19 protein-coding genes are annotated in these 22,524 nt (G+C 39.7%); 8 read left to right on the top strand and 11 right to left on the bottom strand.

All coding sequences use genetic code 11. The features are described from left to right. The first annotated feature begins 16 nt into the window (after positions 1–16). From ACYVM0_RS06835 to ACYVM0_RS06820, 4 genes are all read left to right on the top strand, one after another. The gene (locus ACYVM0_RS06835) at positions 17–886 is read left to right on the top strand and encodes a pirin family protein (RefSeq protein WP_460554466.1); all 870 of its coding nucleotides are present in this window, start codon (positions 17–19) and stop codon (positions 884–886) included. Positions 887–1,031: 145 nt separating this feature from the next. Further along, the gene (locus ACYVM0_RS06830) at positions 1,032–1,886 is read left to right on the top strand and encodes a pirin family protein (protein ID WP_460554463.1); all 855 of its coding nucleotides are present in this window, start codon (positions 1,032–1,034) and stop codon (positions 1,884–1,886) included. A gap of 15 nt (positions 1,887–1,901) precedes the next feature. Then, complete coding sequence (locus ACYVM0_RS06825) at positions 1,902–2,213, top strand: GNAT family N-acetyltransferase (protein WP_460554460.1); 312 nt, start codon at positions 1,902–1,904, stop codon at positions 2,211–2,213. Positions 2,214–2,222: 9 nt separating this feature from the next. Beyond that, positions 2,223–2,876 (top strand): (4Fe-4S)-binding protein, encoded by a 654-nt coding sequence (locus ACYVM0_RS06820; protein ID WP_460554457.1) that lies wholly within the window; start codon positions 2,223–2,225, stop codon positions 2,874–2,876. Here ACYVM0_RS06820 and ACYVM0_RS06815 read toward each other — a convergent pair. Beyond that, positions 2,873–3,424, bottom strand: a complete 552-nt coding sequence (locus ACYVM0_RS06815) for an NADPH-dependent FMN reductase (protein WP_460554454.1) — start codon at positions 3,422–3,424, stop codon at positions 2,873–2,875. The two genes, ACYVM0_RS06820 and ACYVM0_RS06815, sit on opposite strands and share 4 nt — an antisense overlap. A 152-nt stretch (positions 3,425–3,576) precedes the next feature. Here ACYVM0_RS06815 and ACYVM0_RS06810 point away from each other — a divergent pair, with 152 nt between their 5' ends. Both ACYVM0_RS06810 and ACYVM0_RS06805 read left to right on the top strand, forming a co-directional pair. Continuing rightward, positions 3,577–4,332, top strand: coding sequence for a DUF4197 domain-containing protein (locus tag ACYVM0_RS06810; protein WP_460554451.1), 756 nt, complete (start codon positions 3,577–3,579; stop codon positions 4,330–4,332). A gap of 263 nt (positions 4,333–4,595) precedes the next feature. After that, positions 4,596–5,051: a DoxX family protein gene (locus ACYVM0_RS06805; RefSeq protein WP_460554448.1), complete on the top strand. Its 456-nt coding sequence runs from the start codon at positions 4,596–4,598 to the stop codon at positions 5,049–5,051. A gap of 197 nt (positions 5,052–5,248) precedes the next feature. Here ACYVM0_RS06805 and ACYVM0_RS06800 read toward each other — a convergent pair whose 3' ends face one another. The 5 genes from ACYVM0_RS06800 to ACYVM0_RS06780 form a co-directional block, all read right to left on the bottom strand. Continuing rightward, entirely contained in the window at positions 5,249–7,888 is a 2,640-nt protein-coding gene (locus ACYVM0_RS06800) for a TonB-dependent receptor domain-containing protein (RefSeq protein WP_460554445.1), read from the bottom strand. Between the two features lie 66 nt (positions 7,889–7,954). Beyond that, complete coding sequence (locus ACYVM0_RS06795) at positions 7,955–8,290, bottom strand: heavy metal-binding domain-containing protein (RefSeq protein WP_460554442.1); 336 nt, start codon at positions 8,288–8,290, stop codon at positions 7,955–7,957. Between the two features lie 162 nt (positions 8,291–8,452). Further along, a complete protein-coding gene (locus tag ACYVM0_RS06790) occupies positions 8,453–8,842 on the bottom strand; it encodes an HYC_CC_PP family protein (RefSeq protein ID WP_460554439.1) in 390 nt (129 codons plus the stop codon). 119 nt (positions 8,843–8,961) lie between these two features. Then, positions 8,962–9,741 carry a hypothetical protein gene (locus tag ACYVM0_RS06785; protein WP_460554436.1) on the bottom strand — a complete coding sequence of 260 codons (780 nt, stop codon included), beginning with the start codon at positions 9,739–9,741 and terminating at the stop codon, positions 8,962–8,964. Between the two features lie 2 nt (positions 9,742–9,743). Beyond that, the gene (locus ACYVM0_RS06780; protein WP_460554433.1) at positions 9,744–10,313 is read right to left on the bottom strand and encodes a DUF4337 domain-containing protein; all 570 of its coding nucleotides are present in this window, start codon (positions 10,311–10,313) and stop codon (positions 9,744–9,746) included. A gap of 399 nt (positions 10,314–10,712) precedes the next feature. On the opposite strand from ACYVM0_RS06780, the gene ACYVM0_RS06775 reads away from it, so the two are divergent. Next, entirely contained in the window at positions 10,713–11,801 is a 1,089-nt protein-coding gene (locus ACYVM0_RS06775) for a T9SS type A sorting domain-containing protein (RefSeq protein ID WP_460554430.1), read from the top strand. 61 nt (positions 11,802–11,862) lie between these two features. Here the strand turns inward: ACYVM0_RS06775 and ACYVM0_RS06770 are convergent, their stop codons facing one another. The 5 genes from ACYVM0_RS06770 to ACYVM0_RS06750 all read right to left on the bottom strand — a co-directional run bounded on the left by ACYVM0_RS06770 (position 11,863) and on the right by ACYVM0_RS06750 (position 20,003). Then, on the bottom strand, positions 11,863–16,398 hold the full coding sequence (locus ACYVM0_RS06770) for a sensor histidine kinase (protein WP_460554427.1): 4,536 nt from the start codon (positions 16,396–16,398) through the stop codon (positions 11,863–11,865). Between the two features lie 171 nt (positions 16,399–16,569). Beyond that, positions 16,570–18,105, bottom strand: coding sequence for a zinc-binding metallopeptidase family protein (locus ACYVM0_RS06765; protein ID WP_460554424.1), 1,536 nt, complete (start codon positions 18,103–18,105; stop codon positions 16,570–16,572). Positions 18,106–18,196: 91 nt separating this feature from the next. Continuing rightward, positions 18,197–18,973, bottom strand: coding sequence for a hypothetical protein (locus ACYVM0_RS06760; protein WP_460554421.1), 777 nt, complete (start codon positions 18,971–18,973; stop codon positions 18,197–18,199). Positions 18,974–19,025: 52 nt separating this feature from the next. Next, the gene (locus ACYVM0_RS06755; protein ID WP_460554418.1) at positions 19,026–19,598 is read right to left on the bottom strand and encodes a hypothetical protein; all 573 of its coding nucleotides are present in this window, start codon (positions 19,596–19,598) and stop codon (positions 19,026–19,028) included. Between the two features lie 9 nt (positions 19,599–19,607). Further along, complete coding sequence (locus ACYVM0_RS06750) at positions 19,608–20,003, bottom strand: hypothetical protein (protein WP_460554415.1); 396 nt, start codon at positions 20,001–20,003, stop codon at positions 19,608–19,610. 279 nt (positions 20,004–20,282) lie between these two features. On the opposite strand from ACYVM0_RS06750, the gene katG reads away from it, so the two are divergent. Beyond that, complete coding sequence (gene katG / locus ACYVM0_RS06745; protein ID WP_460554412.1) at positions 20,283–22,520, top strand: catalase/peroxidase HPI; 2,238 nt, start codon at positions 20,283–20,285, stop codon at positions 22,518–22,520. Positions 22,521–22,524: the final 4 nt, after the last annotated feature.

Genomic DNA, 22,524 nt, shown 5'->3' with positions numbered 1-22,524 from the left:
AATTAAAATACATTGTATGAAAAAAGTAATTGAAAGAATAATAAAAAGGCCTGAACAACCAGGCATGGTGGGAGATGGTTTCAGGGTATATAATTTTATACCTCGTGCTAATATTCCCCAAAGAAGGATAAGCCCGTTTTTAATGCTGGACTTTGGTGCTGAATTTAATTTTAGCCCAACTGAAAAACTAAGAGGAGTGGATGTGCATCCGCATAAAGGTTTTGAAACGGTGACCATTGCTTATAAAGGTAGTGTGGCGCATCATGACAGTGCCGGCAACAGCGGTGTCATCAATCCCGGTGATGTACAATGGATGACGGCAGGTGCAGGTATACTGCACAAAGAATATCATGAAAAAGAATATTCAAAAAAAGGCGGCCCGTTTGAAATGGTACAATTGTGGGTGAATCTTCCTAAAAAAGATAAAGCTGTAGCACCACATTATCAATCTATCACCGCCGGCCAGATGGGCAAAATTGAATTGCCCGGCAACAGCGGTACAGTAAATGTAATTGCAGGAAATTACAACGATGTAAAAGGTCCTGCTGCTACTTATACCCCTGTAAACCTGTTTGATTATAAATTAAACAAGGATGGTGAAGCAACAGTAGCTGTACCGGCAACACATAATACTGCTTTGCTGGTAATAAACGGCAGTGTGGAAGTGAATGGCAGCAATGCCGCAGAACACAGTTTTGTTTTATTTAAAAATGAGGGAGAAGAAATACAGATCAAGGCAAATGAAAATGCAGTAGTGTTACTATTGAGTGGTGAGCCTATCAACGAACCTATCGCAAGCTATGGCCCGTTTGTAATGAATACACAAGATGAAATATATGAAGCTATAGCAGAATTCCAGGAAGGAAAATTTGGAGTGTTGGATTAATAATTTATCCCGGAGCAAAACTTTGCCCCGGGATTTTTTTGCCACGAATTGCACTAATTTACACGAATAAGAAAATATCATTAGTAAAAATTCGTGTAATTAGTGGCCGCAATAAATTATAAATAAATTTATAAAATAGTTGTTTATGAAAAAGGCAATTGAACATATTTTAGCCGGAAGAGAAAAACAGATCACAAAAGAAGAAACGGTGTTACAACCCTTGCCACACAAAGACTTCAGGTTTGCCAATCCGTTTATAGTACTGCATCACATGCTACCCAAAAATATTGAACCGGGTTCAACATTGCGGATCAATCCGCATCCGCACCGGGGTTTTTCTCCTGTAACATTTACCTTGCAGGGAGAAGGTTATCATAAAGACAATGCAGGCCATGATAATGTTGTAAAAGCCGGTGATGTGCAATGGATGTTTGCAGGCAAAGGACTGTTGCACAGCGAAGGCCCCACGCAAAACTTTTTAGATAATGGAGGTATAAGTGAATTCATCCAATTATGGATCAATGCACCGGCAGCCAATAAGTGGGATGCACCTTCTTACCAGGCTGCAAAAAAAGACCAATTGCCCAAAGTACTGGAACAGGAAGGCGTGAGTTTCCGGTTGGCAACCGGCGATTATGAAGGTAAAACAGGGCCAATAAAAAGTATAACACCGGTAATATCAATGATAGGTGAAATTGAAAAAGGCAAAAGGGTACAGTTTGCAGCAACACCGGGTTACTGGACATTGTTGTATGTGGTAAATGGCCGTATTAATGTAAATATGGAAACGGTTACCGAGCATCATTTAATTGTATTTGAAAAAGAAAATGATGAAATAATTGTTTGTGCAGAAGAAAGCGCACAATTATTATTTTTGTCTGGCGAAGTTATTGATGAGCCTGTGGCAGCAAAAGATAATTTTGTAATGAATACGGCTGCAGAAATTGAACAGGCCATGGATGATTACAGGACTGGAAAATTTGGTACATTGAGTTACTAATAATACATAATAATTATGAAAGATGAATTTGTACATCTCCCGCTCGTAAAAAACGAGCACCTCAAACAATTTGAGATGATGGTAGATGACTATAAAGCAAAAATAGTGTATTCAGAAAATCATTTTACTATCAGCCTGCTGCACACCGAAGTGCCGCCGGCATTGGAAGGTAAAGGTGTTGCCACTGCCATTATTGAAAAAACATTGTCTTACCTGGAAAAAAATCATTTCAGGTTGATACCGCTTTGCCCGTTTGTGGTGGCGTATATTAAAAGGCATCCTGAATGGAAAATGATTTTAGACGAAAGCGTAAGAGATAAATTTTAAAACACTGCAATGCAATACAAATTAGAAAAGCCGGTGCATGGCACTATCGGCACAAAAAAATACCAATGCAATATTGAATGGCGCAATGGCAAATTTATTGCGGATGAACCGGTGAAAAGCGGCGGCGAAGATACCGGCCCCGATCCATTTACATTATTACTTTCCTCGCTGGCTTCCTGCACATTGGTCACCCTGCGTATGTACATCGAACGCAAGGGTTGGGAAATTCCTGCTATTGCAGTGAACACCAATTTATTTCAAAGCAGGCAGGGAGAGGAGCTGCTGACTTTTATTGATCGGGATATCAGTTTTCCCGGTGCGGAAGTAAGTGCTGAACAAAAAAACCGTTTGGCAGAAATTGCACAGGCCTGCCCGGTTTCAAAAATACTGGAAGGCAATACCAAAGTACGTACTTATGTATATCATGAAGAAGAGGTAGACAAGAAAATTAAATATGCCAACGATGATATCACAGTAGTATGGAAACCTGAATTGTGTAAACACTCCGGCCGCTGTGTAACCCAATTGCCGCAGGTATTCGATCTTAAAGCGCATCCTTGGATCAATGCAAAAGGCGCCGATACACCAACAATAATTGACCAGGTAAATAAATGTCCTACAGGAGCATTATCAATAAAAAATAATAACGATCCGGTATTTTAAGGTGCAGCTATTGCATTTTTTTCAATGGTACTGATCAATGCTGCCATCAGTTTTTTTATTGCAGTAAGTGTAGCTTCATCTTTAATGATATGGTCTTTACCGATTTTTGTTCCTGCAAATTGAATGAGCAATTGTAGTTGTGCTACATTTCCGGCTTCAATGGTTTGTAATGTTTCCAATAAAGCAGCATGACCTGCTCTTCCATCTGTGGAAGCAGTTATTAATGCCGTTGGTTTATGAGAAAATTCATTGGTGGAAACCGTCCAGTCAATGGCGTTTTTTAAAGAGCCAGGCACACCGTGTGCATATTCAGGCGTGCAAATAACCACGGCATCGGCATGGCGAAGTTGTTCTCTGAATAACATTACTTCGGGAATGGGTTTGTCGGTATCATCAGGATTAAAATGCGGCAATGATGCAATGCCTTCAAATATTTTCATTGTAATGGCATCTTCAAATAATATTTCAATTGCCTTCAACAAATTTAAATTGGTGGAGTTTTGACGGGTGCTACCTGAAATGGCTAATATCTTTTTCCTTTCTGCCATATAAAAATTGCTTTTGGTATGGTTTTTAATATATTATTGTGGTTGTAAAATTACCGGTATTTGGTTATCAACAGGTAAACAATTGCCGGAGTATTAACCATATGTTAGCATATTAACCGATAATTTTGTCGTCTAAGTCTTAAAATCTGAATATGAAAAAATTTACTTTCGTTTTACTGGCTGTTGCAGCCGTTTCATTTGTTAATGCACAAGGTATTTTAGGGAAGATAAAAAAAGCCACTTCTAAAGACAGCAGCGGTAATATTCTTTCCGGCCTTGGAAAATCTACCAGCGGATCAGGATTGAGCAATGATGAAATCATCAACGGTTTAAAAGAAGCGTTGACCATCGGTACCGACAGCGCTTCAAAAAGATTACACAAAACAGATGCATTTTTCACCAATGCGGCCATTAAAATTTTAATGCCACCCGAAGCACAGAAAGTAGAATCTACTTTGCGTAAAGCTGGCTTAGGTTCTTTGGCGGATAAAGCTATTTTATCAATGAACCGGGCGGCAGAAGATGCGGCAGGCGGCATATCAACCATATTTATTGATGCTGTAAAACAAATGACTGTAACAGATGGACTGAAAATATTAAAAGGAGGCGATTTTGCCGCTACCGATTATTTAAAAGCCAATACCACGGCAAAACTTACCGAAAAAATGCGCCCGGTTATTGAAGCGTCATTAGCCAAAGTAAATGCCACCACTTATTGGAAAGATGCATTTACCGCATACAATAAAATTCCATTAACCAAAAGCCAGGTTAATCCCGATTTGAGTGCTTATGTAACTGAAAAAGCAATGGCGGGTATTTTTTATTCTATAGGGCAGGAGGAGCAGAAGATAAGAAAAGATCCTGCGGCGCAGGTAACTTCATTATTGAAGAAAGTATTTGGTAAATAAGCCGTACAGTTTTTGATCATTATAATTCAGAAAGCCGGAATTTTTATTCCGGCTTTTGTATAAGCAAATATTTAAAAAGGCAAGGAAACAAATTTATACAAAGCCGGGAAAAATATTGCGAATAGCTTAAGCCATTTTTATATGAGTTTCAAGGCACACAACTTTTATACCTTCCGCTGCAGGTGGATAACTCGCTATTGCAAAAGCTGTTTAAGTTTTGTAAATTTATAGCAGGTCTTTATTCATCATCTAAAACAAGCTATATGAATTATCTCCATCGCCTTGAGCTTTGGGGTGAAAATCATCACTCCAAATGGCTTGATATCATCCGGGTTTCACTCGGTGCTTTTCTCTGCTTTAAAGGAATCAGTTTTTTGGTAAACATGAGTACATTGATCGGCCTGTTGGGAAGTACCAATATGAACTCAGGCTCTTTTGCATTGGTACTCATCGGTCAGTTTATTGTGATCGCACATCTGCTCGGTGGTTTTTTTATTCTGATAGGATTACATACCCGGCTGGCCTGCCTTTCGCAGATGCCGATACTTATCGGCGCTATTATTTTATTACGCTTTTCCGGTAACGATAATATTCCATCCGGCGAATTAATGTTGTCTGTTGTAATATTGGTTTTATTGATAGTCTTTTTGGTCATGGGTAATGGCCCATGGTCTTATGATAAAATGTTCAAGGAAGAGAAACGGCACCAGGTTTTGTAAACATTCGTTTATATCGGTTGCGGTTTTAAATAAAACACTTGTGCTGCCAGGGCAACGCAAGTGTTTTTATTTTACGGCAAAGTCAATTCCGTAACCCTAATAGAAAGTATTCAATATAAAACACCGGTGTATTTTTATTGAACATTAAGAACTGAAAATTTCCCACACCTCATGCATGGTGAAGAAAATACTGTCACCTATTTTAACTTATACCTCCACCCGGCATACAGCATCCTGCCTGTTACCGGCCCCCATACCAGGGAGGCGTCAAAGTACTGCCCGAAGGGTTGATTGGCTGCCACAATTACGTTTTGCTGAAAATAATCTGTAAGATTTTCTGCGCCAATATAAAAATCCATCGGGTGTTTTTTACCTATGGTTTTACTGATCTGTGCATTCATCAGGATAAAATCAGGTGAATACTCATCTCTCCGGTATGGTACAGGATTAGATACAGTATTCGGAATCCTTTTTTTACCATTGAAGTTGAACGTATAATCAAATTTCCATCCGCTGTATGCATATGCAAGATTAGCAAAAGCCCTGTTGGCTGCAATTAAAGGACGTTCCAGTAATGTGCCGCTGTAGGTGGTCTTTACATCAAAATAACGATAGGCTAACCTCAGGTCTAATTTTTTTACGGGCTCAATATTTACTTCTGCCTGGAAACTGTTGGAATATGATTTGCCCTGCAGGTTATAAAATTTTACTTCCGAAGGATTTTCCAGGTCAACCACTACCTGGTTATTAAAATCGTTCCTGAAAAAATCAAGGCTTAATAATCCATCACGTTGAAAGAGTTTAAATTTCTGGTCTACACTGATGCCTTTGTTCCAGGCCACTTCTGCATTTAAACCATAGGCTTTTCCTGCGGCCGCATTCATAATATTCACTTGCCGTGAACTTACCAATACACTGGTATTCTCTGCAAAAATGTTGGCAGTACGCTGCCCACGGCCTGCACTGGCACGTATGGTGGTGCCTTTTACCGGCTCGTATCGTACATGCAGGCGTGGTGTGGCAAAAAATCCGAAGAGGTTGTTATGATCACCTCTTATACCTGCTATCAAACTGAATTTTTCACCAGGTGTAAAAGTGTATTCAAAAAAAGTACCGGGCACATTTTCTGTACGGGTATAATGCACAGCTTTCAGGTCTTCATTGTAATGATCAGATAAAAAACTTACACCCGTTCTGAATTTGTGTTTGGTATTATTGATGATGGATTGATAAATTAAATTGGCATAAAAATTTTGTTGTTTGGCATTGTAAGTAGTCAAACCAAAATAAGAATCCTGCTGATGATCAATTGCAGATAATTGCAAACCGATACTCTTGTATTTCTTCTCCGGGAAAACATACCCGATTTTAGTAAAAGCTTCATAACGTTGCGTATTGATGCCTAACCCGTATTTATTCATGGTGTTCTTATCAATCGCAGGATCATAACCCACTTCGCCACCGGTTCTTTTGTCAGTCAGTATTTTTACACCAAACTGTGTCAGAAATCCTTTGCCGTTATCATACTTCCAGCGGTTGACCAGGTTAAATTGATTGCCTGTGGGCAGGTCTCTGAAACCATCTTTATTAAAATCTAATTTTTTGTTGGATAAAAAATCATCATGCAGTAATAACCCGGTTGACCATTTGCTGCCGATCTTTTGCGAAAGATTTAAATTGAGGTCTGTTTTTCCAAAATCATTCACATAAACATTGGCAAATAATTTTTCGCTGTTCTCCGGTTTTTTTAATTCCACGTTAATCTGCCCGGCAATACTTTCATAACCATTGGCAACAGAACCAATGCCTTTGGTGAGTTGTATCGATTCCACCCATGGGCCTGCAATAGAATTTAAACCCAATGGAGTAGCAAGCCCTCTTGGCCCCGGAAGATTTTCTACTGTAAGTTGTGTATAGTTACCACTCAATCCCAATAATTGAATCTGTTTGGAACCTGTTACCGCATCATTATAAGAAACATCAACAGAAGGATTGGTTTCAAAACTTTCGCTCAGGTTGCAACAGGCAGCTTTAAACAATTCCTTATCCGTCATTATTTGTGTGCGGATAGGATTTGCTGCAGCTAAATAAGTAGAACGTTGTTTGGAAAGTACCGTTACTTCTTTCAGTTGTTTATTGGCAGCCAAAATAATTTTCAATTCATTCATATCAACAACACTGATGGTATCGGGTTGGTAGCCTGCATAGCTGATCACTAACCTGCTGCCGGTACCATCGTGGGGGATTAAGAAAATACCTGTACTGTCTGTTGATACACCTTGTTTGGAATGCAGCCAGATCACGCTGGCACCTTGCAGGGGAGTAAAAGCTCCTTTTTTCCCGGTTTCCAATACCACACCTTTTACTATATGTGTAGTTGTTTTAGTTTCCGGAACCACAACATCAGTTTTAACAGGGTGCTGTTCTATCACTGAATCTTTCGGATGAAGTTGTATTGTATCTGTATCTGTCTCATGGATCATCGTTTCCATTTCACGGTAATGGCAGCAGGAGGGTAGTTCCTTATACACATTGTCTTTTGCTTTTTTATTCTCCAGGTCATGCCCAACAGCAACAATGCGGTTCTCTATTTTATCTAAAGAAATTAGCGCAGGATTATAGGTAAGGCTTAATATCTTGCTATCCACATCCCAGGTTGCTTTTTTTACACCCCGGCCTTTTACCACGCCTTCAATACGGGCCTTACATTGTTCGCAGGCACCGAATACTTTAAAGCTTATGCTGGTATCTTTTGCAACGGGTTTATTGTTTTGTGCATTTGATATGCCGGCTGAAAAAATCAGCAGCAATATCAAAAAACAGGGTTTCGTTTTCATTATCATAAAATTTAATCATAAAACCGGTTTGCAGAAAATTTTGTTTGCTGCAAACCGGTTACTCAATTAACCTCTTTTGGTTTTTATTTTTGTCTTTGTTTCTGAAAGATCCATACCACATTTGGTGCATTTGCCTGGTTTTTCACTGGTAACTTCGGGATGCATCGGGCAGGAATAAGATTTCATCACTTCCATTTTCATGTGCTCCTTTTTTGATTTGGTAAGGTCCATACCGCATTTGGTGCATTTACCAGGCTTATTACTGGTTACTTCCGGGTGCATAGAGCAGCAATACTTTGCTTTAGCAGCCATCGTAGTATCTGCTTTATGCATTTTGTTTTTTTGTGCAAACGTTGTAAGTGATGCAATTACAGCAATTACAATTAAGGTTACTTTTTTCATTTTGATTTGATTTTATGATGACGAAATATTTTTTAATGATTATAAACCTGCTATAGCCGGATACTTCATTAATATAAGTTGTAATAAAATGTAACAGAGGGCTGCATTATAAGCAGCAGTTACAGCAGGCATTAACAGCCTGTTATTTAAGAGAGGAATAAATCAAATACGGTAAGTACAGTTGAGGATATAGATCGCAATGCCATTTAACTTTGGCGGCGGTGCATTACTGGCATTAGCAACTACCACCGGCTCATTTACGGGGGCCTTTACTTCAAAAGCAGGAGTAGCTATATGCAGATCTGTAAAATGCTTAACCAGCACAGCAATGCCATCTGCTGCCACATGGCTGTCTTTTACTTTCAGGCTTTTGAACTGTGTTTTGCAGCAGCCTTTCATGGCATCGGAGTTGCTGCATTTTTCTTTGGCTTCCTGCACCAAAGTGATATTGGTGGATTTTAATTTACCGCAACAATAAAACTGCCTTATCCCTATACCTAAAGTGGTAAGTGAATAAAGCGTAATAAGAAATATGGCGGTAATTTTTTTCATCTGCTGTTGTAAAGATACATACTTTCTGATAGGTTGGTTTTATAATCAGGTTAAAATTTCTATGATTTTTATCACAATTTTTATAACGGGTATGCATTAGCCGGCTCCTGGTCAGCCGGTTACATCTTTTCAAAATACCTGCCGGTAAATTTATAGGCTATGAATTTACGGGTTACTTTGCCGGCTGCTGTAACCACAGGTATTTTTAATATCTTTTTTACCTTATCATAATATACCAGTTGCAGGGGCCTTTCATCATGGCCATCCAAAAGGAAGAAATTAAATTCAAAACCCAATTCATTTTTAATGCCTGTTTTTGTTTTAATTATTTTTACCGAATCATTCAGCACATTATTTTCAATAGCAAATGCGTTAACGGCCTGGTAACAATCTTTTGAAGAAAAAGTTGCCAGGCTTACGCCAAGATAATATGTTTTGTTGTCAGCTTTAACAGTATGAATAGCCGAATAAGATGCCCCGAAATCACCCTCCTCATAAATATAACCGGGAGCTTTCGAAAATACTTTGTTATTGCTTTTATACTGGTACACTACGTCAAAATCGTGTGCAGTACCTCCCATAAAAGTATTCCAGGAATAAATTCTGAACAGGCCATCATCAGAAGTGGTAATGTTTACACCTTCTTTCTGCAATGCTTTAAACGGATAAGTGATAGTAGAAGGATTTGCTGCGGTGTATTTCAAAAGATCGGCCAGGAAAATTTCATTTACTGCAGCAATAGAATCGGAAGAATGCACTTTGTTGCTGCTTTCATAATGTTCCAGCCAATAACCAATTTTCTTAAATGTGGTTAATAAATTTTGTTCAATTGTTTTTTCATTTTGGGCATCAGCCTGCAGGATGCTGAACAATAAAACAAAGGCAATAATTTTTTTCATGATTAACCTAATATTTTAGAAATAAAATCAGAATGTAAACTGATCTTCATAAATGCGGCAAGGCCCAAAATAAAGCCTGATAAACTTACAATGCCTGAAAAATACAGCAGCCATCTTTTTTGTGTAAGAGAAGTAATGCCAAACATGGCGATGGAGATGGTTAACAGCGCTTCTGTCATATCAAACTGGTCGTCGAAAAGGTTGATATCATCATATTGCTTTTGAAAACCTTCAGCTTCAGTTTTTATGGTCTCTTTCTCTTTTTCGTAGCGTGCTATGGCTGCTTCATATTTTTTTATCAATGTATCAGCACCGGGCATATGTTGTTCCTGCAATAAGCCCACCGTATTTTCTGCAATAGCTTGTTTGGTGCTTTTGGCCTGGTAATAAGACCATGCATCAATGCCATGCGCCTGCGCCTGCGACATCGATTGCACAATATTGCCATCTTTAACGTTACAAAGTGCCATAAAAGTGGCGGTTATAGCTACAAACAGCGCTACCCTGGAATTGATATTGCTTTTATTGGCCTGCTCCAGCGGCTCCTGGATTGTTTCTGCAATGTCTGTCATATTGTAAATGGATCTGTAATTATTGGCTTGGTATAAAAATCACAATGCTGTTTTCCGAAGTTAAACAGAATTATTTTATTCATATTCGTTTATATATGCATAATGCAGCTGCCGGTGAATCTTTAACAACCGCTTAATTGCCCAATGTGTGAATCATGCAATAAAATCTGAAAGTTATATAACAATTGACGAAGCATTAGTACGCATCTTTACATTCCGGGTAACAAAAGTAAAATGGTTGTAAAACCGTAATACTTAAGTCTCCCCACCCGGGCACACAAGCACAACATTTGCCGTTGGCCGGCATCTCAAACTATTTCCAACTCCCGTATAAAGACTTCAGTTGATCTATGATCAGCGTTTTTTTAATTTTTATCTCTTTACACTTAAAAAAAAATTATGAAAAAGTTTTTACTATCGGCGGTTGTTATCGCATCCGGGTTTGTTGCTGCTGCACAATCCCCAACAATTGTTACTACGGTAACTAATTGCAGTGTTTTCCGCAATTTTAATCTTACTGATGAAGGCTTCAGCTCTCCCAGTATATATTCCGACGGTAACGATGTTTCGTTCTCATGGAATGCAGGAGCTGGGGCTGAAATTGAAAGCAGCGGACTGACAGGCCGCAGTGGAAGTCTTATTTCTCCTGTGTACGTTCAAAGCGAACCGGGACACGTAACGCTGGGCTTTAAATACACCGTTCCCGTAAATACGCAATACAGGATAAGGGTGATATCAGCGGTAAGTACAGCTCCGCTGGAAATATTAGCTACTACTGCGAACGGTCCGGTATACACAGCCCTGGCAGGAACTTCCGGGAATGTTTGTATTGCATTGGCAGATGCGGACCTTGAAGTAGGTCACCTGATTCGTTTTGAATTTACTTTCAGGGCTACAACACCAGGTAATATAACATTTGATGATTTGGCGCTTTCTGTAGCAGGCGGTCCTTTGCCAGTAACCTTTGAGGGTTTTGTAGCAAGAAAGAATACTGATGAATCGGTTAAATTGTTATGGAATGTAGGGGAAGAAGTGAATGTAAAAGGATATTATGTAGAAAGCAGTACTGATGGTATTAATTTTACCAATGCTACTTATGTAACTGCTACAGGAAAATCAATTTATAGTTTCGACTACCCGGGAAAGACTGTACAAACCATGTTTTTCAGGGTGAAAAATATGGACTTTGATGGCAGAAGCAAATATTCAGCAACAATTAAAGTGTACAGCAAAACTCTGGCAACTGCACAAATACAGATTTACCCGATGCCTGCAAGAGAACAGGTGACTATTCAACATAACAAAGCCACAGAAAATACGGTGATCACCATACTGAGCCCCGAAGGAAAAATAGTACAACGGAAAACGGTATTGGCAAGTACACTACAAACACAACTAAATATCAGCGGCCTTGCAGCCGGAATATATTTTGTTAAGTATGATGACGGTACCGGTGATACGCAAAGCGTAAAGCTGATCAAAAACTAAAATGGTTCTCATGTATAATACAAACGGCTGCTGCAAAGCGGCCGTTTTTTTGTGCCACTCGTCAGCAGGGGATGGCAATAGTTGTTCTGCAGCCTTTGCCCGGGTTGCTTTCTATTTCCAGGTTGCCATCAAAAGATTCTACCCGGTTCATGATATTTGAAATGCCAATGCCATTTCTTTTACTGTTTACATCAAATCCTTTACCATCGTCGGCTACAATTACAGTAAGTACTTTATTCCTTGCGGCTTTTATTGATATCGTTATACATTTGGCTTCTGCATATTTCAATGTATTATTAACTAATTCCTGCAGAATCCTGTATATATTTAATTTGAGGTCGTCTGTAAGTAATGGTTTTGGTACGCTGTATATAAGATCTGTTTTAATTATTGTGCTATGATTCAGGTTGATCAAAAGCCCTTGGGCCAGGTTTTCCAGGTCAATGTTTTTTATAGGGCTTACTAAATTACGGCACAGGGAACGGATTTCTTCAATAGCACTATTCAATAATTCTACAGGGTATTGGATCAGTTCTTTTACTGTTGCGTTTTTATGGCCGGCAGATGTAAGAAATAATTTGGTGCCAGCCAGTATCTGGTTAATATTATCATGCAGTTCTTTACCAATATAATTCCGTTCTTTTTCCTGCCCTTGCAAAATGGCAAGCGTTATTTTCTTCTGCTCATCCATACTGCTCTTTAACCTGGCCTGCTCCAGCATCCGCAATTCAGAAATATCTACATGCATTACCACAGCACCGGCATATTCTTTTTCCTGCAGGGGAGAAACCACCATCCGGAACCATCTTTCTTTTTGCGGTGAATGACAAGGATATTCGTATACAAACTCCTCTATTTCTTTTGTAAGCACAGCTGTTATGCCATCAGCCACTTTTTTGCCATCAACCTTTTCATTACCCGATGCATTTTCGGCAATTGTTATGTAATTATTGCCAATACCATGGTTGGAACCAATAAATTGATTTTCATCTGCAAATATTCTCCAGGCATCATTTACATCAACTATTATTCCTTCTTCATTCAGCAATGCAATATTGGCCGGCAGGGTATTCAGTATTACCGACATTCTTTGGGCTAACAGTTGTTTGTCGGCAAAACTTTTTCTTAACTGTTCCTCTGCTATAATACGTTCTGTTATATCTCTCGAAAAGCAGGCCGTTCCTATTACAGCATTTCCTTCATAAATAGGATTAAAAGAAATTTCTGTCCAGAAATCATGCGGCGTATTATTATATTCAATTTCTTTAAAGGTAGATCCTGCAAAAGCACGTTCATAATAAGTTTTATAACGCTTAATGGTATCTTCAGGAAATTCTTCATTTAGCATTTTAAATCCCTTTGTTATTTTTTGACCGGTTACGGTCTCTATCATGTCATTAAAAGCATTATTGGAAGTAATTAAATTAAATTCCCTGTCAACACTCCACACCATATCCCCGGTATTATTAATCATTGCATTCAGGTTGCTATGATCAAATTCTTTTTGTTGCTGTGCAATTTTCTCGATAGTTATATCACGCCCCGTAATGCAAACTCCTTTAATAATATTGTTATCTTTTACAGGGCTAAAAATAAAATTGATCCAGGTAACAGTGTTGTTCTCACTTTCATAACAACGGTCGTACTGGATAGTTTCACCTTTGGTAACCTTTAAAAATACCGCATAAAAAAATTCCTTCCTGGATGCTGTGATGTAATCGAATATACTGGAACCCATTTTTATTTCTTCCTGTACATTTACCAGTATGCTGTTGAATACCCTGTAATTAAAGGCTTTTACAATACCGTTTATATCTGTTAATATAAATCCTTCGGCAGCATTATCAAAAATGGCTTTCAGGTTTTCTTCAGATTCAATTATTTTTTGCTCTGCTTTTTTACGATCGGTAATATCAACCGAAAGAATAAAAATGCCTTCCGGTACCGGTTGAAAGCTCAGTTCAAACCAGCTTTTCGTTTTGTCAGGAAATTCAAATTCATTTTCAAGATGAATGGGGATTCTTTCAGTAAAGCATTTTTGGTACACCTTAAAAATTTCGGTGTGTTCAATACCCGGAAATTTTTCCATTACGGTGCAGCCGGTAAATGCTGCTTTAGGATATTTGGCGTGTTTTGCCATGGCATCATTTACATAGATATAACGCCAGTCAAATCCAATGATCTGTATACCCTCCAGCATATTATCCAGCGTATAACGGAATTGCTTTTCGCTGGCAATTAATTTTTCTTCACTTTCCACACGTGCAGAAATATCCCGTGAATTAAATACAATAGCTTTTACATTGTCATCATGCAACAGGTTAATGGCAACGCCTTCCATCCATTGGTAATGCCCGTTCCTGTGCCTGTTTCGGAACTTACCGTATACGGGCTTGCCGGGATTTGCTTTTACCCGGTTTAATAATGCAACAGCTTCTTCCACATCATCGGGGTGCATATTTTTGGCGCTGCTAAAGCCGGTAATTTCGTCATCTGTCCAACCTGTTATCCTAGCTGCAGACGGGCTGCGGTACACTACCTTAAAAGTTTCATCCAGCAGTACGATAAGATCCTCGTTATTTTCAATTAATGCCCGGAAACGTTTTTCACTGGCCGTTAGTTTTTCTTCCGCTTCAATGCGTTTGGTTACATTGCGGAAATTAAATACGATAGCATTTACATATTTATCTTTAAGCAGGTTAGTCAGTATCCCCTCTACCCAAATATAATGCCCCTGTTTATGCCACATGCGAAATTTGCAGGGAATCGTTTTGCCGGGATTGGCCATTACATCCTGTACAATAGCTGCAGCCATGGGCCTGTCTTCTTCAAATATATTCCGGGTTGCGTCGATGCCTAACATGTCTTCATTTGTCCAGCCAGTAATTCTTGAGGCAGCAGGACTACGGTATATTAGTTGGAATGTTTCGTCCATCAGGGTAATAATATCATTGCCGTTTTCAATTAATGCACGATAGAGTTTTTCGCTGGCCATCAATTTTTCCTCGGCTCCAATTCTTTCTGTAATATCATTGGCAAGAATAATTCTTGCAGCAGCCCCGTGAAAAATAATATCATGTACAATAATCTCTACCTGTATAATGGTGCCATTTTTTTTCTTATGATTCCAGATGCCTTTATTGTAATTTCCGGCCGTTATTTCGTCGGCATGATCAGAATGAATAAAGCTATTTTTATCCGCATCCGGCCTTATATCCAATGCCGTCATCGAAAGAAATTCTTCACGGCTATAGCCATACTGCAATACCGCCATTTCATTTACATCCAGTATCTTAAATGTCTCCAGGTGCATCACCCACATAGGCATCGGGTTATTCTCAAAAAGATAACGGTATTGCTTTTCGCTTCTTTTTATTGCCATAGTACGCTCTGCCACCTCAAATTCCAGTTCCTGGTTTAAATAATTCAAAGCTTCCTCTGTTTTTTTGCGGATGGTAATATCCCGAACAAGAATAAGATTACCATATTGATCTCCTTCTGCATCTTTAAGTTTGGATGCCGTGGCTACTACATTTACCGGGTTGCCTGATTTGGTATGATATACCAGTTCTCCCTGCCAGATACCTTTTTTTGCAATGGTAGCAATTACCTCTTGCCTGGATTCGCAGGGGTAAATAGTTTTTAAAACATCTACAGTTGTTTTACCAATAACTTCCTCACTTTTCCAGCCAAATAATTTTTCGGCAGCATCATTCCAGCGGGTAATACAAAAATTGTTATCGGAAGAAATTACGGGGTCCTGTATACTATTGGTAATACTTGCCAAAAAACGTATACGGTCCTCATCCTTTCTTTTTTCAGTTATATCTTTAGTTACTTTCGCATAGCCGTAATGTTTACCATTGCTATCAATCAGTGCAGTATACACAATATTGGCATAAAACAGCGAGCCATCTACACGTTTGCGCCAGCCTTCCGTTTCAAAGTGCCCGCTTTGCAGGGCCATTTGTAAATTTTTCTGTGGTATACCGTTGGCTATATCGGTATCGGTATAAAAAATATCCAGCGGACTGCCCATAATTTCTGTAGCGGTATACCCTTTAATATGCTCCGCACCGCTGTTCCAGCTGTTTACGCAACCCTTTTTATCCAGCATAAAAATGGCATAATCCTTTACACTATTTACCAGTAATTGAAAGTCACGTTTATTTTTCTTCAACTGGTTGCTGGCATGGCGGCTTGCGGTTACATCCTGTACTTTGTGAATGATGTAACAAATCTCATGTTGTTCATTGAAAACCGGGGTGTTCAGCGGGCTCCAGTGCCTTTCTTCAAACAGGCCATCGGCCCTGCGGATATCATATTGCTGATCTGCCATAGCATGAGGCACTTTATGTTCCAATACATAATGTAAAGATGCTTTTAAGTTGGAAACACCGTTAGCTTTTTTATCATCCGGATTGTCGGGGAAAACCTGGAATATATTGCGGCCAATGATACATTCCCTTGTTGTTAATGAGGCTTCAATATAGAGGTCGCTCACTGCAGCAATAGTAAAATCGGGGGTCAAAATCAGGAACAGCCCGGGCAACTGCTCAAATAAAATTTTAAAATTATCCGCCGGTATCGAAAACATGTGCTGATTAAATAAGGTGTTAAGGTAGTATCAATAAAAGCGTTCAGAACTGTTAGTATTGATATATCCCGAAACTATGTCATATCTGGCCACAGTCTTGTAGTATAAACTCTATATATATGATAGTATAAGAAAGCACTATATTGTAATAGTGCGGCGATAAACTGCCCATTATTGTATCAGCATCAGCGCAGCCATTGTAGTGATACCATCCAGTAAATTGCCAATGCGGATATTCTCATTTTCGGCATGCTGGTTATTATCATGATTAGCAACGGGGATGGTAATGGTTTTGGTATGCAGGTATTGTTCAAATAAATATAAGGGCAGGCTACCGCCCATAGTAGGTTGTAAAACTATTTGCTCATTGGATGTATTTTTTACGGCTGCAATTACTTTTTTAATAACGGGCAGGTCCATTGCCGTACGCTGTGCATTATAGCCATCTGCACCGGGAGTTACCTTGATGAGCTTTGGATATTTTTTTCTTTCTTCATCTGTAGGTTCATGATCGGTAACATAATACCCCTGTGCTTTGATATGATCAATAACTTTTTGCTGCTGCCTTTTCCAGTCGTTACCCAATACCAGCCGAAGATCGATGACAGCTGTAGCAAACGTAGGTATTTGATTAGACGATTGTTTGCCTACATTACCGCTTTGTATGCCGTTGATGTTTAATGAAGGCAGGTTGATGGCTTCATTTAAGCCGGTGCCTTTCATCTCGGTACTGCTGATGCCTAATTCAGTTTTCATTTGTGCATCGGCAGAAGGCACTTCACTTAATGCTTTTTTTTCCATTGCAGTTAATGGAGTTACATCATCATAAAAACCTTTGATGGTTACCTTGCCATCATCGTTTTTCATAGACGATAATAATTTCACCAGCATCATGGCAGGGTTTGGTGCCCAGTTGCCATAATGCCCGCTGTGCAATGGCCGTTTGGATGCATACACGGTAAGATCGAGATGTGTATCGCCACGTACGCCAAATACAATTTGTTTCTTTCCTGATTGATGTACGGGCCCATCGCAAATGATCCAGAGATCGGATTGCAATAAGGAGCTGTGTTTTTCCAGTATCTCATTTAAATGAACAGATCCGGCCTCTTCTTCTCCTTCAAAGAAAAATTTAATATTACAGTTGGGTGTTAAACCAGTTTTTTTAATCGCATCATAAGCATTTAAAATTGCCGCTACTCCGGCTTTATCATCCGAAGCACTCCTGGCATATATTCTCCAGTCGTTATTATAATTACCATCAAACGGAAAAGAAATATTGCTACCACTTTTATCTATTGCACCGGTAAATAGTTTTGGCACAAAAGGAGATAGCGCTTTATCCCATTGTGCAGCTGTAACAGGCTGGCCGTCGTAATGAGCATAAAAGATCAATGTTTGTTTGGCGCCAGGTACTATCACTTCGCCATACACTGCAGGTGGTACATTTGCTGTGGTTGCATTTAAAAGCTGTACTTTGTTAATGCCTCTCCTGGTCATCATTGCCATAATAAATGCCGCAGTCCTATGCTGGCCTGCGGTATCGGCAGCAACATTAGGAATGGTTAAAAAATCAGTGAACTCATTAATGATGGCCCCTTTATTTTGTTGCGTGTAAGTATTGATAGTTGCAATAACAGCCGGTTGTGCTCTAATGATTTGGTGTGTTAGTAAAACAGAAAAAAGCAGGAAGCTGTATTTTATCATAAGATCAGTTTAAGGAGAAGTATACAATGACCGCAGCTAAGATATACAATTCATTTAAAGTATGGTACTGGTTAAACAAGGAATGGATTTTTTAATAGTATTCGTATTTATCAAATTGAAAAGCCTGCGCTTTTTTTAAATAAAAAATGTCGGTAATTAATTGGTCTAAATTATCAACAATATGATTTAACTCCCTGGTTTCTTCTGCAAAATCTTTCCCTTTACTATCATAGTTTAATGAACTTTCGTCATCGATTATTTGGCGTAATAAACCCAGGTAGAGTTTTTTTTCTTTGGTGATATTATAGGATTTGGACTTGCTGCTTTCGTGGTCAATAAATGTATGCAGGGAGAATTCTGCATAAGCCAGTATCCTGTATTGCTGGTGCCCGAAATAAGTGCCGCCATCCTGGATATGGCGATAAAGGGCATTGATATTGGCATAGATGTCGATCAGTTTTTTTCGCCGTACAGCATATTTTTCAACACCCTGTTGTTGCTTAAGAAAATAAGCATACAGCATATAATAAGTATCTTGCCCGGCTTCGCTGCTGAACCCTTCCTTATTGCTGGAAGAGTAATACATAAGGTCGGGGTTTGTAACATAATCAATGTTCAATAATTCGGGATGTTGATCTATCAGCTGGTTGAATTCTTCTTTGCTGTATTCTAAGCTGTCATCGTTTTCGGTTACAATTAGTAAGCTGTCTTTTGTAGTATAATATTTTGAATAATCAGGTTTTATTACGGCGCTGCTTTTTACAATAGTATCATCAGGGGCAATCTTATCATTTAAGTTATTGTGATTACTGCAACCCGGAGCCGTTGCAATAAACAGCCAGCAAAGGGCTTTTAAAAATCTGAGCATGGGTATAAAATATATTTAAAACAGAATTCCTGGTTACAATACAGCAACTAAGCTACTCAATAAAATTTTGAATTGTTATGCTTCCTTTTTTATAATACAGTAATAAGTAAGTACTGCTTACGCCACGTTTTTTCCATTCGGGTGGAATTACTGCAGACCTATCCAGGTGCAGGTATATTTTATCATTGGCATTATCACTCAAAGCGCCAGTACTAAATTTGTCTACCACAAATTGCGGAAAAAGGGGAGGAGGATAAAATTGCGATTGCTTCAGCTCATCAATATTCCCCAGGCAGGGCATATCCAGTTCAAGAAAGGGAAAGTTCCTGGTCTTTTTATCAGCACTTAAAACAATGCTTAAATAAAAATATAAATGAGCACCGCCGGTACCAACAAAAAATAATCCATCCGTTTTGCCATCGCCATCAAAATCCCAATTGCCGGAATAGTCGTGTGTTTGTTTGGCAACGTTGTACACATAATGAACAGGATTTTTATTCTTATCAAAATAAGGCTGGCACGAATTGCCGGGTGTAGCAATAGCAGTGTCTTGCGCAAAGGAAATAGTTACTGCATGAAGTGCCGGAACAAGTAAGAAAAATGATATGGCTGATTGTTTAAGCATCTGGTAAAGTTATTGTATGATTCGTATGGAAAGGCCTGCCCAGGGCACCTGCTGATTCTTCTTATTATATCCTTCTACATCGATGGTGATGACAGTTCCCGGACCGGCTCTCTCAAAATATTTCCTGGCCTCATTATTTATGGAGTCGCCTTTTATAGAAAGCATCATGACGTCACTAAGTCCTTCCGTTCCAAAATATAATGTTACCGACTTGATGGTTAACCAGGGAAAATTTGCCGTTACTTTTCCGGCCTTAAATAACTGCGACTTACTTATTTTTAATGTAGAATCTGAACAACCAATATTTTCAACACACAGTCTGAAATCTTTTATGGTAAGTTGGGCAGGGCTTAATTTGGGAAAAATTAAAAGCAGGATGATGATAATGGTATAGTATATTTTCATTTGCAGAGACCTCTAAGATAAAAAATCACCTGCTAAATGCAATAGTAGTTGCTATAATAAAAGGTTAAACCAGTTTTTATATGTTTATGCTGTTACAGGTACTTGTTGTATAACACAACTGCACTATGCTTTTAAAATAAACAATTTTGCTGTATATTGAAATGGCATACCATCTTACCCGGCATTATCAATTCTATCTATAACTATATAAAATTTATAGATAAGGGTTATGTAAGTATTATTGTAAGTTTGAATTATAAACCATATAAATCTATAAGAATGGAACATAACACATCCCCCGACACACCGGTACTAGACGTTAATAAAGAAAATATGGCTGCTAAGTGCCCTTTTAGTGGTGGCTCATTAAAACAAACTGCCGGCAGTGGTACCAGGAACCGTGACTGGTGGCCAAATCAATTAAAGCTGAACATCCTTCGTCAGAATTCTTCCTTGTCCGACCCGATGGGGGCGTCTTTCGACTACGCAACTGAATTTAAAACAGTTGACCTGGATGCATTGAAAAAAGAAATTTACCAACTGATGACTACCTCGCAGGATTGGTGGCCTGCAGATTATGGTCATTACGGACCGTTCTTTATCCGTATGGCCTGGCATAGCGCAGGTACCTACCGTATACAGGATGGCCGTGGCGGTGGTGGCGCCGGTATGCAACGCTTTGCACCGTTGAACAGCTGGCCGGATAATGCTAACCTTGATAAAGCCCGTTTATTATTATGGCCGATCAAACAGAAATACGGCAGAAAGATCTCCTGGGCCGACCTGATGATACTTGCAGGCAACTGCGCCCTTGAATCGATGGGCTTTAAAACATTCGGTTTTGGTGGTGGCCGTGCCGATGTGTGGGAACCGGCAGAAGATGTGTACTGGGGTTCAGAAAAAGAATGGCTGGGAGATAAGCGTTACAGTGGCGACCGCAACCTGGAAAATCCGTTGGCCGCAGTACAGATGGGTTTAATTTATGTAAATCCTGAAGGGCCTAACGGTAAGCCAGACCCGCTGGCTGCTGCACGTGACATCCGTGAAACTTTTGGCCGCATGGCAATGAATGACGAAGAAACCGTAGCGTTGATAGCAGGCGGGCACTCATTTGGTAAAACTCATGGCGCTGCCGATCCTGGCAAATATGTTGCCGCAGAACCTGCAGGTGCTACTATTGAAGAACAGGGCCTGGGCTGGAAAAATACTTATGGCAGCGGCAATGCAGGCGATACCATTACCAGTGGTTTGGAAGGCGCCTGGACAACCACACCAACAAAATGGAGCAATAACTTTTTTGAAAACCTGTTTGGTTATGAATGGGAATTAACCAAAAGCCCTGCAGGTGCACAGCAATGGAAACCTAAAGATAATGCAGGCGCCGGCCTGGTTCCTGATGCACATGATCCGTCTAAACGCCATGCACCATTTATGCTTACTACCGATCTGGCATTGAGAATTGATCCTGCGTACGAAAAAATCTCAAGGCGTTTCTTCGAAAATCCTGACCAGTTTGCAGATGCATTTGCCCGGGCATGGTTCAAGTTAACCCATCGTGATATGGGGCCACGCAGCCGCTACCTGGGTAAAGAAGTGCCGGCAGAAGAACTGATCTGGCAGGACCCTGTTCCGGCTGTTACACATCCACTGATCAATGATGCTGATATTGCGGCATTAAAAACTAAAATACTGGCAAGCGGATTATCGGTATCCGAACTGGTAGCTACTGCATGGGCATCAGCATCCACCTTCCGTGGTTCTGATAAACGTGGCGGTGCCAATGGGGCACGTATTCGTTTGGCGCCACAGAAATACTGGGAAGTAAATAATCCTGCTCAATTGAGTAAAGTGCTGGCGGCTTTAGAAAGTATACAAAAAGAATTCAATAGTGCATCTGCTGCTGCAAAAGTGTCGTTGGCCGATCTTATTGTTTTAGGTGGCTGTGCAGCTGTTGAACAGGCCGCAAAAAATGCAGGCTACACAATTACTGTGCCTTTCACTGCCGGCAGAACTGATGCCACACAGGAACAAACTGATGTGGAATCATTCGCAGTATTGGAACCTGTTGCAGATGGTTTCCGTAATTACTTAAATGCCAAACACACAGCCTCAGCAGAAGAATTACTGGTAGATAAAGCACAACTGTTAACCTTAACCGCACCTGAGTTAACGGTGCTGGTTGGTGGCATGCGTGTGCTGAACACCAACTATGGTCAATCCCGGCATGGTGTATTTACCACGCAAACCGGTGCATTAACCAACGATTTCTTTGTACACCTGCTTGATTTTGGTACTACCTGGAAAGCCGCATCAAAAGATGTGTTTGAGGGAAGCGATCGTAAAACAGGCGCAGTAAAGTGGACGGCAACAAGGGTTGATCTGATCTTTGGTTCTAACTCAGAGTTACGTGCGCTTGCAGAAGTATATGCCTGTGAAGATGCAAAAGAAAAATTTGTACATGATTTTGTTGCAGCCTGGACTAAAGTAATGAACCTGGATCGTTTTGATCTGGCTTAACTTA

Source organism: Ferruginibacter profundus (assembly GCF_054783275.1).
This window is presented reverse-complemented; position numbering and strand designations above follow the sequence as displayed.